The sequence below is a fragment of the Rhodococcus sp. CX genome (assembly GCF_015865005.1).
Lineage (GTDB): Bacteria > Actinomycetota > Actinomycetes > Mycobacteriales > Mycobacteriaceae > Rhodococcus.
The window spans coordinates 1-10,501 of the sequence record NZ_JADZGH010000052.1 but is presented as its reverse complement, the minus strand read 5'-3'; the positions used below and the strand labels follow the sequence as shown (position 1 = coordinate 10,501).

Sequence of the window (10,501 nt, the reverse complement as noted above, 5' to 3'; positions counted from 1 at the left end):
GTCGAGTTGCTGCAGTACGACTTCGTGCAGCAGGCGCTGCTCGCCGGTGCGATCCTCGGTCTGCTCGCGGGCATCATCGGCCCGCTGATCGTGAGCCGGCAGATGGCGTTCTCGGTGCACGGCACGTCCGAACTGTCGCTGACGGGCGCCGCCGCGGCGCTGCTCATCGGCGTCTCGGTCGGGATCGGCGCGGTCTTCGGCGCCGTCGTCGCGGCGATCCTGTTCGGCATCCTCGGCACCCGCGCCCGCGAACGCGACTCGGTGATCGGCGTGGTCATGGCCTTCGGGCTGGGCCTGGCCGTGCTGCTGCTGTGGGCCTACGACGGCCGCACCGGCGCCGCGTTCTCCCTGCTCACCGGCCAGATCGTCGCGCCCGGCGGCACCGGGATCGCGGTGCTGGCCGTCTGCGCCGTGGTCGTCGTCGGCACGCTGCTCTTCATCTACCGGCCGTTGCTGTTCGCGAGCACCGACCCCGAGGTCGCCGCCGCGCGCGGTGTCCCGGTCCGGGCTCTGTCGATCGTGTTCGCGGTGCTGGTCGGCATCACCGCCGCGCTCGGGGTGCAGATCGTCGGCGCGCTGCTGGTGATGGCCCTGCTCATCACGCCCGCGGCGGCGGCCGCGCGGATCGCGAGCAGCCCGCTCGCCGCAACGGCCCTGGCGGTGGTGTTCGCGGAACTCGCCGCGGTCGGCGGCATCCTGCTGGCGCTCGCACCGGGCGTGCCCGTCTCGAGCTTCATCACCGCGATCGCCTTCGTCATCTACCTGGTGTGCCGGTTCGTCGGGTCGGCCCGGCAGCGGCGGGGCGCGGGCCGAGCGGTCGCCGCACACTGAGGTCGGGCCCGCCTGATCGGAGTCGATACGCTCCTTTCATGGCGACGGAGGACACGGCAGACAAGCAGAACCCCGGGACCGGGCGGTGGGAATTCTGGATCGACCGTGGGGGCACCTTCACCGACGTCGTCGGCCGGCGACCCGACGGCACGCTGGTCACCCACAAACTGCTGTCGGAGAATCCGTCCCGCTACCGTGATGCGGCCGTGGCGGGTATCCGCGTGCTGCTCGGCGTGCCCGAGGACGCACCCGTCGGCGCCGATCTCGTCGAGCAGGTCCGCATGGGCACCACCGTCGCGACGAACGCACTGCTCGAACGCAAGGGTGTGCGCACGGCGCTGGTGATCACCGCCGGCTTCCGCGACGCCCTGCGCATCGGCTACCAGAACCGGCCGCGCATCTTCGACCGCAACATCGTGCTGCCCGAACTGCTGTACGAGCGGGTGATCGAGGTGGACGAACGGGTCCGCGCCGACGGGACCGTGCTGCGGGCCCCCGACCTCGACACGCTCGAACCGGAATTGCGCGCCGCACACGCGGACGGCATCGACTCGGTCGCGGTCGTCTGCATGCACAGCCACCTGTATCCCGAGCACGAACGCGCGGTCGGGGAACTCGCCGAGAAGATCGGCTTCGGCCAGATCTCGCTGTCCGCGGTCGCCAGCCCCTTGATGAAGGTGGTGCCGCGAGGGGACACCGCTGTCGTCGACGCCTACCTGTCCCCGGTGCTGCGCAACTACGTCGACCGTGTCGCCGAGCAACTGCCCGGGGTGCGGCTGATGTTCATGCAGTCCAACGGCGGCCTGACCGAGGCGCAGCACTTCCGCGGCAAGGACGCCATCCTGTCCGGGCCGGCCGGCGGCATCGTGGGCATGACCCGCATGTCGGAGATCGCCGGGTTCGGGAAGGTCGTCGGCTTCGATATGGGCGGCACGTCCACCGACGTGTCGCACTATGCCGGTGAGTACGAGCGGGTGTTCGACACCGTCGTCGCGGGTGTGCGGCTGCGCGCACCGATGATGGACATCCACACCGTCGCCGCCGGCGGCGGGTCGATTCTGCACTTCGACGGCAGCCGCTACCGGGTCGGTCCCGATTCGGCGGGTGCCGATCCCGGTCCGGCGTCCTACCGGAACGGCGGGCCGCTGACGGTCACCGACGCCAACGTGATGCTGGGTCGCGTCCAGCCCGAGCACTTCCCGCACGTGTTCGGTCCGGGCGGCGACCAGCCCCTCGACAGCGACACGGTGCGTGCCCGATTCACCGACCTCGCCGCGGAGATCCGCACCGCCACCGGCGACGACCGTTCCCCGGAGCAGGTCGCCGAGGGCTTCCTGCAGATCGCGGTCTCGAACATGGCGAACGCGGTCAAGAAGATCTCGGTGCAGAAGGGGCACGACGTCACCGAGTATGCGCTGACCACCTTCGGCGGGGCGGGCGGCCAGCACGCCTGCGCGGTCGCCGATGTGCTCGGCATCCGCACGGTGCTGGTGCCGCCGCTCGCCGGTGTGCTCTCCGCTCTCGGAATGGGCCTGGCCGACACCGCCGCGATGCGCGAGCAGTCCGTCGTCGTCGAACTGTCCGACGAGGCGATGCCCCGGCTGCACGCTGTCGCCGGCGAGCTGGAGGCCGACGCCCGTGCGGAGCTGCGGGACGAGGACATCCCCGACGACCGGATCGTGGTGAGCCGATCCGCGCATCTGCGGTACGACGGGACCGACACGTCGGTGCCGGTACCGCTGGCCGACCCGGCGACGATGACCTCGGAGTTCGAGGCGATACACCGGCGCACGTATTCGTTCCTCATGGACCGGCCGCTGATCATCGACGCGGTCGCGATCGAGGCCACCGGGTTGACCCGCCGTCCCGATCTGACCGGTCTCGGCAGTGCCGACGCCCGCGGCGAGCAGCCTCCCGCCCGGGTGAGGATGTTCGTCGACGGTGCGTGGCGCGAAGTGCCGTTGTACCGGCGCGAGCATCTGACACCCGGCACCGAGGTCGCCGGCCCCGCGATCGTCGCCGAGGACCTGTCCACCACCGTCGTCGAGAACGGCTGGCGGGCAACGCTGTCCGATCACGGCCATCTGGTACTCGAACGGCTCGAGGCTCTCGCCGGCGCGGACGTCGGCACCGAGGCCGACCCGGTGCTGCTGGAAATCTTCAACAACCTGTTCATGTCGATCGCCGAACAGATGGGCACCACCCTCGAATCCACCGCTCAGTCCGTCAACATCAAAGAGCGACTGGACTTCTCGTGCGCGCTGTTCGATCCGGACGGCAATCTCATCGCGAACGCCCCGCACATCCCGGTGCATCTCGGGTCCATGGGCACCAGCGTCCAGGAGGTCGTGCGGCGCCGAGCGGGTTCGATGAAGCCGGGCGATGTGTACGCCGTCAACGATCCGTACCACGGCGGCACCCACCTGCCGGACGTCACGGTCATCACCCCGGTGTTCGATGCCGACGGCGACACCATCCTGTTCCACGTCGCATCGCGCGGGCACCACGCCGAGATCGGCGGCCTGACACCGGGTTCGATGCCGGCGGGCAGCCGCGACATCCGTGAGGAGGGCGTGCTGTTCGACAACTGGCTGCTCGTCGAGAACGGCAACTTCCGCACCGACGAGACGCGGGAACTCCTCACCTCCGGGCCGTATCCGTCGCGCAATCCCGACACGAACCTCGCGGATCTGCGCGCCCAGGTCGCCGCGAACGCGCGTGGCGTCACCGAGGTCGGCCGGATGATCGAGCACTTCGGACTCGACGTCGTGCAGGCCTACATGCGGCACGTGCAGGACAACGCCGAGGAGGAGGTGCGCCGCGTCGTCGACCGGCTCGAGGACGGGCACTACCGGTACGAGACGGATTCGGGTGCGGTGATCGAGGTCCGCGTCACCGTCGACCGCGAATCACGTTCGGCGACGATCGATTTCACCGGAACCTCCGCCCAGCTGCCGACGAACTTCAACGCGCCGACGGCGGTGGCGCGTGCCGCGGTGCTGTACGTGTTCCGGACACTCGTCGCGGACGACATCCCACTCAACGACGGATGCCTGCGCCCGCTGCACATCGTCATCCCGGAGGGGTCGATGCTCGCGCCCGAGTACCCGGCCGCGGTGGTCGCGGGGAACGTCGAGACCTCACAGGCCGTGACCGGCGCGCTCTACGCGGCGCTGCGGGTGCAGGCCGAGGGCGCCGGCACGATGAACAACGTCACCTTCGGCAACGCGCGGCACCAGTACTACGAGACGCTCGGCTCGGGATCCGGCGCGGGCGACGGCTTCGACGGCACTTCGGTGGTCCAGACGCACATGACGAACTCGCGGCTCACCGACCCGGAGGTCTTCGAATGGCGGCTGCCGGTGCTGCTCGAGGAGTACTCGATCCGTGCGGGCAGCGGCGGTCGCGGTCGCCGGCACGGCGGTGACGGCGGCACCCGGCGGATCCGGTTCCTCGAGCCGATGACCGTCAGCACCCTGTCCGGGCACCGGCGTGTTCCGCCCTACGGCATGGCCGGCGGCGAGCCGGGGTCGCTCGGCGCGAACCGGATCGAACGCGCCGACGGCTCGGTGACCGAGATGGCCGGGTGCGATTCGGTGGACGTCGGGCCGGGCGACGTCCTGGTCGTCGAAACACCGGGCGGAGGGGGGTACGGCCGGCCCTGACGAAACCCCGGGCACCGGACGGCCCGGTGCGCGAGAATCTCGGTATGGCTTGGCTCGAGATCGTTCGCAGCGGAGCTCTGACCACGATCCAGGATCGTGGACGCGCCGGGGACGCCGAGGCCGGGATCTCCGAATCCGGTGCGGCGGACCTCACCTCGCACGACGCAGCGAACCGCCTCGTCGGCAACGACCCGGCTGCCGCAACCCTCGAGGTGACCGTCGGCGGGCTCGAGATCCGCAGTATCGGGCCGACGATCGTCGCGGTCACCGGCGCCCGGGTCGCGGTCGCGGTGAACGGCCGGCCAAAGGGCGACTACGCGATGCTGCGCCTGAACGACGGTGATGTCCTCACACTCGGCGCCCCGTCGGAGGGATTACGCACGTATGTGGGGGTGCGCGGCGGCATCGACGTGCCGGAGGTGCTCGGCAGCCGCGCCACCGACACGCTGTCCGGGGTCGGCCCGGCGCCCGTGCGCGCCGGGGACCGCCTGCTCGTGGGGGGACTCGCCGCGGAGCTGCCGACGGAAGTGCAGATTCCGCCGCCCGCCGAGACGCCCGAACCGGCCGTGCTGCGGGTCCGTCGCGGACCCCAGGAACACTGGTTCACACCCGGAGCGGTCGAAGCACTGACCCGGGAGATCTGGTCGGTCACACCGGAACTCGATCGCCGCGGAATCCGCCTGCACGGACCGGGGCCCCTGCACCGGGCCGGTCGGGACAGGTTCGCCGGCGAGCCGACGGTCGCGGGAGCGATCCAGGTTCCCCGGGACGGGCATCCCATCCTGCTGCTCGCGGACCATCCCGCCGTCGGCGACTATCCGGTGATCGCTGTCGTCGTGCCCGAGGACGTGCACATCGCGGCGCAACTGCGGCCGGGACACCACATCCGGTTCCATCGCGCACGGTGACGGGGCGAACCCCTCACCGTCGCCGTGTCACTTGCGGCGCTGACGCGCGATGTCGGCGAGGACGACGCCCGCCGCGACCGACGCATTGAGCGACTCGACGTCGCCGGCCATCGGGATCGACAGGATCGAATCGCACGTCTCGCGGACGAGGCGCGACAGGCCCTTGCCCTCGGAACCGACGACGACCACGACCGGATCGGTGCCGTCGAAGTCGTCGAGGCTCGTGTCGCCACCCGCGTCGAGACCCACGACCCGCACACCCTGGGACTGCCAGTCCTTGAGGGTCCGCGTCAGGTTCGTGGCCCGCGCGACGGGAAGCCGCGCCGCGGCACCGGCGCTGGTACGCCACGCGACGGCCGTCACCGACGCGCTGCGGCGCTGCGGGATGACCACGCCGTGCCCACCGAATGCGGCGACCGAGCGGATGACGGCACCGAGGTTGCGCGGGTCGGAGATGTTGTCGAGCGCCACCAGCAGCGGCCGCTCGTGGTTGTCGCGGGCAGCCGCGATCAGATCGTCCGGGTGCGCATACCGGTACGGCGGCACCTGGAGACCGATGCCCTGGTGCATGCCGTTCGCGGTGAGCCGGTCGAGCTCGCTGCGCTGCACCTCGAGGATCGAGATCCCCGTCTCGGCGGCGCGCTGGACGGCTTCCTTGAGCCGCTCGTCGGACTCGGCGCCGATCGCGACGTACAGCGCGGTCGCGGGCACACCGGCCCGCAGGCACTCGACGACCGGGTTACGGCCGAGCACCATTTCCGGACCGTCCTCGGCCTTCCGGCCGGCCGGTCGGCGACCTCCGCCACCGCCGCGCTGGTCGGCGTTCTTCGCGGCGGCACGCGCACGCCGGGCAGCGGGATGGTACGGCCGGTCCTCGGCCTTCGGGGTCGCGCCGCGACCCTCGAGACCACGGCGTCGCTGACCGCCGGAGCCGACGACCTGCCCCTTCTTGCTTCCGCCCTTGCGGACTGCTCCGCGGCGCTGAGAATTGCCAGCCATCACTGCCCTGCTTTCAAGGACCACTCGGGTCCGTTCGGCGTATCGGTCACTTCGATGCCCGCCTTCGCCATCCGGTCGCGCACTTCGTCGGCGACCGCCCAGTTCTTCTCCGCGCGCGCGATCTGACGCCGCTCGAGTTCGGCGGCGACGAGCACATCGAGCGCAGCGAGCGCCGCGGATTCGTCGCGGGACTGCTCCAGCCAGTGCGGATCGAGCGGGTCGAGACCGAGGACGCCGAGCATCGCGCGGACCTGGCCCGCGATGTGCACGGCGGCGTCGAGGTCGCCCGCGTCGAGCGCCTTGTTGCCCTCGCTGCGCCGGCCGTGGATCTCGGCGAGCGCCTTCGGCACACCCAGGTCGTCGTCGAGGGCTGCGGCGAACGCCTCGGTCCAGGTCCCGAGAGGGACGTCGCCCGCGCGGTCGCGGGTCTTGAGCACGAACGATTCGAGGCCCCGGTAGGCGGCGGCCGCCTCCTGCAGTGCCGCATCGGAGTACTCGAGCATCGAACGGTAGTGAGCACTGCCCAGGTAGTACCGCAGTTCCTGCGGACGGACGTGCTCGAGCACGTTCGGGATCGACAGCACGTTGCCGAGCGACTTGGACATCTTCTCGCCGCCCATGGTGACCCAGCCGTTGTGCAGCCAGTACCGCGCGAAACCGTCGCCCGCGGCCTTGGCCTGCGCGATCTCGTTCTCGTGGTGCGGGAACACCAGGTCCATGCCGCCGCAGTGGATGTCGAAGGTCCCGCCCAGGTAGTAGCCGGCCATCGCCGAGCACTCGAGGTGCCAGCCCGGCCGTCCGCGACCCCACGGGGTCGGCCAGGACGGTTCACCGGGCTTCTCGGCCTTCCACATCGTGAAGTCGCGGGGGTCGCGCTTGCCCTGGCCCGCGCTCTCGCCCTGGTGGACGTCTTCGAGCTTGTGCCCGGACAGGGATCCGTACTCCGGGTAGCTGAGCACGTCGAAGTAGACGTTGCCGTCGGCCGCGTAGGCGTGGCCCGCGTCGATGAGCCGCTGCATCAGTTCGACCATCTGGGTGATGTGGCCGGTCGCGCGGGGCTCCACGGACGGCGGCAGCACTCCGAGGGCGTCGTAGGCGCGGTTGAAGGCGCGCTCGTACGTCGACTTCCACTCCCACCACGGGCGGCCCGCCTCGGCGGCCTTCCGGAGGATCTTGTCGTCGATATCTGTGACATTTCTCACAAAAGCGACGTCCAGGCCTTGCGCGGACAGCCACCGACGCAGTACGTCGAACGCGACGCCACTGCGCACATGACCGATATGGGGTTCGCCCTGCACGGTGGCGCCACACAGGTACACCGAGGCATGGCCGGGGACCAGCGGGACGAAATCCCGCACGGCCCGCGTTTCGGTGTCGTAAAGGCGCAAGGTCACGACCAGCGATCCTACCGTTCCGTCTCGAGGGGCAGGACCAGAGCAGTCGCGATCGCCGCCACACCCTCGCCGCGGCCGGTGAGGCCGAGCCCGTCGGTGGTGGTCGCCGAGACCGATACCGGGGCGCCGAGCACGTCGGACAGGACCCTCTGCGCGTCGTCGCGACGCGGCCCGATCTTCGGGCGATTCCCGATGACCTGGACCGCGGCGTTCCCGATCGTGAAACCGTTCGCGTCGAGCAGTCGCCGGACCTCGGCGAGCATCGACGCACCGCTCGCCCCGGCCATCTCCGGCCGATCCGTGCCGAACACGGAACCGAGATCGCCGAGACCCGCGGCGGAGAGCAACGCATCGCACAGCGCGTGAGCTGCGACATCACCGTCCGAATGGCCCGAGCACCCGTCGACACCCTCGAACAGCAGCCCCGCCATCCAGCACGGTTTCCCTGCCTCGACAGGATGGACGTCGGATCCGATACCGACTCGCACGGTGCTAACGCTCCTGTTCTCGTTCGGCCGATTCCCGGGCTCCGGTCTCCGACTCGAGCAGCGCTCGGGCCAGGACCAGGTCCAACGGCGTCGTTATCTTGAAGGCCAGAGGGTCGCCGGCGACGGTGTGCACCCGCTCACCGAGCCGTTCGACGAGGCCCGCGTCGTCGGTGGCGTCACCGGCGTCGTCGTTCGCCCGGCGCAGCAACGCGATGTCGAATCCCTGAGGGGTCTGCACCGCACGCAGGGTGGACCGGTCCGGTGTGCCGGTGACCCACCCGTCGGTGTCGATGCTCTTGACGGTGTCGGCGACCGGCAGGACCGGAATCACCGCGTCCTTGCCCTCGCGCAGTTCCCCCGCGACCCGCACGCACAGGTCCGGCGGGGTCAGGGCCCGCGCCGCGTCGTGCACGAGCACGAATCGGGCGTCGCCCGCGGCGTCGAGGCCGGCCCGCACCGAGTCGGCGCGCTCCGCGCCACCGGCGACCACCGTGATGCGTCCGTCCGGGACGGCCCCGACGAGCTCGTCGACGGGTGTCCCGGCCAGTTCGGCGGGCACGACGATCACGACGCGGTCGACCGCGCCGGAGTCGATCATGGTGTGCACCGCACGGTCGAGCATCGTGCGGCCTCCGAGTTCGACGAACGCCTTGGGAAGCGATTCCCCCAGACGTACGCCGCGGCCGGCCGCCGGAATGATTCCGACGACCGGCCCGCTGCGATCGTTCAACTGCTGTTTTTCGATGTTCGCTGCTGCCACGCCTCAGGACGCGGCGGCGAGCACCTCGTCGAGCAGCGTCTCCGCCTTGACGTCGTCCGTTCCCTCGGCGAGCGCGAGCTCACCGACGAGGATCTGCCGAGCCTTGGCGAGCATCCGCTTCTCACCTGCGGAAAGTCCGCGATCCTGCTCACGACGCCACAGGTCGCGCACAACTTCCGCGACCTTGTTCACGTCGCCGGATGCGAGCTTCTCGAGGTTGGCCTTGTATCGGCGCGACCAGTTGGTCGGCTCTTCGGTGTGTGGTGCGCGCAGAACCTGGAAAACCTTGTCGAGGCCTTCTTGCCCGACGACGTCGCGAACACCGACGTATTCCGCGTTTTCAGCAGGTACCCGTACGGTCAGGTCGCCCTGCGCGACTTTCAGAACCAGATATTCCTTCTGCTCACCCTTGATGGTGCGTGTTTCGATTGCTTCGATCAGCGCCGCACCGTGATGGGGGTATACGACGGTGTCTCCGACCTTGAAAATCATGTGTCCCGTGCCCCTTTCGATTCTTCGAGTTTAACACGCGACCACATTCGCCCCTCATCAACGGCGCAGGTCAGGGGCACCGACGCGTGCGCGTAGGGCTTGACATGCAACCGGTTCCGTGCATCTCGTGACTTCCGACACAGGCCGTCCAATATCATGATTCGCAGGGCGCGCGTACGCGTCGCCGTGCAGTCGGTGTGCCGCCGGAACGGCCCCGGGGAAGACTGCGCCGCCGGCAACTACTACTCTGCCTAGTGGATTGCGAGCCTTACTCGAGTGGAGGACAACCCGTGACTGCTCTGAACGCGCCGACTCGCCGAGTCGCGACTGCTCTCGCCCTGGCCGCCGGGGCAGCGCTCACTCTGTCCGCTTGCGGCGCCGGCCAGATCAGCCAGACCGCCACCCAGGTCGCGGCCATCAACGGCAACAGCGGCAACGTCGGCCAGATCGCACTGCGCAATGTGCACGTGATCTACCCCGATTCCGAGGAGTACTCCCTCGAGCCCGGCGGCAAGGCCGCCCTCGGCTTCAGCATCGTCAACCTCGATCCGTACACCCCGGACAAGCTGACCGGCATCTCCACCGATTTCGCGGCCGCCGCGACCGGTGTCGGCGACCTCGAGATTCCGCCGGGACGCTCCGTCGTCGCAGGTCTTCCGCCTGCCCAGGCCGCCGAGGCCGAGGGACTCGTCGTCGACGAGTCGCCGAAGCCGGCCGGTGACGAGGAGGAGCCCGACACCGCGGTGCCCGTCGCCGTCGAGCTGACCGGCCTGAAGGAGGGCGTCCGCCCCGGCCTGACCATCCCGGTCACCTTCACGTTCGCCGAGGCCGGCGACGTGACCGTCAGCGTTCCCGTCGACGCGGGCCCGAAGCTGGAGCGGCACGAGTCCGACAAGTCTCCGGTGGTCGGCGAGAGCCACTGACCCGATCTCACGAGGGCGGGGCCGGACGAGCATTGCTCGTC

The 10,501-nt window shown here is 70.0% G+C and carries 9 protein-coding genes; 4 read left to right on the top strand and 5 right to left on the bottom strand.

Translation table 11 applies throughout. The features are described 5' to 3' along the window. From I0Q12_RS05165 to I0Q12_RS05155, 3 genes are all read left to right on the top strand, one after another. Positions 1-831: metal ABC transporter permease (locus I0Q12_RS05165; RefSeq protein WP_197250932.1), on the top strand; the 831-nt coding region annotated here is incomplete at its 5' end. A gap of 38 nt (positions 832-869) precedes the next feature. Continuing rightward, on the top strand, positions 870-4,496 hold the full coding sequence (locus I0Q12_RS05160) for a hydantoinase B/oxoprolinase family protein (RefSeq protein ID WP_197250931.1): 3,627 nt from the start codon (positions 870-872) through the stop codon (positions 4,494-4,496). A 44-nt stretch (positions 4,497-4,540) separates the two neighbouring features. After that, positions 4,541-5,404, top strand: coding sequence for a biotin-dependent carboxyltransferase family protein (locus tag I0Q12_RS05155; protein ID WP_197250930.1), 864 nt, complete (start codon positions 4,541-4,543; stop codon positions 5,402-5,404). 27 nt (positions 5,405-5,431) lie between these two features. Here the strand turns inward: I0Q12_RS05155 and rlmB are convergent, their stop codons facing one another. Genes rlmB through carD form a run of 5 tightly spaced genes read right to left on the bottom strand, consistent with a single transcriptional unit; the run spans position 5,432 to position 9,537 of the window. Further along, complete coding sequence (rlmB, locus tag I0Q12_RS05150) at positions 5,432-6,403, bottom strand: 23S rRNA (guanosine(2251)-2'-O)-methyltransferase RlmB (protein ID WP_197250929.1); 972 nt, start codon at positions 6,401-6,403, stop codon at positions 5,432-5,434. Further along, a complete protein-coding gene (gene cysS / locus I0Q12_RS05145) occupies positions 6,403-7,797 on the bottom strand; it encodes a cysteine--tRNA ligase (RefSeq protein ID WP_197250928.1) in 1,395 nt (464 codons plus the stop codon). Before cysS ends, rlmB begins: the two co-directional genes overlap by 1 nt. Positions 7,798-7,808: 11 nt before the next feature. After that, on the bottom strand, positions 7,809-8,285 hold the full coding sequence (ispF, locus tag I0Q12_RS05140; protein WP_197250927.1) for a 2-C-methyl-D-erythritol 2,4-cyclodiphosphate synthase: 477 nt from the start codon (positions 8,283-8,285) through the stop codon (positions 7,809-7,811). A gap of 4 nt (positions 8,286-8,289) precedes the next feature. After that, entirely contained in the window at positions 8,290-9,015 is a 726-nt protein-coding gene (ispD, locus tag I0Q12_RS05135; RefSeq protein ID WP_197250937.1) for a 2-C-methyl-D-erythritol 4-phosphate cytidylyltransferase, read from the bottom strand. Positions 9,016-9,048: 33 nt separating this feature from the next. Further along, a complete protein-coding gene (carD, locus tag I0Q12_RS05130) occupies positions 9,049-9,537 on the bottom strand; it encodes an RNA polymerase-binding transcription factor CarD (RefSeq protein WP_068155544.1) in 489 nt (162 codons plus the stop codon). A 290-nt stretch (positions 9,538-9,827) separates the two neighbouring features. On the opposite strand from carD, the gene I0Q12_RS05125 reads away from it, so the two are divergent. Beyond that, positions 9,828-10,460, top strand: coding sequence for a hypothetical protein (locus tag I0Q12_RS05125; RefSeq protein ID WP_197250926.1), 633 nt, complete (start codon positions 9,828-9,830; stop codon positions 10,458-10,460). Positions 10,461-10,501: the final 41 nt, after the last annotated feature.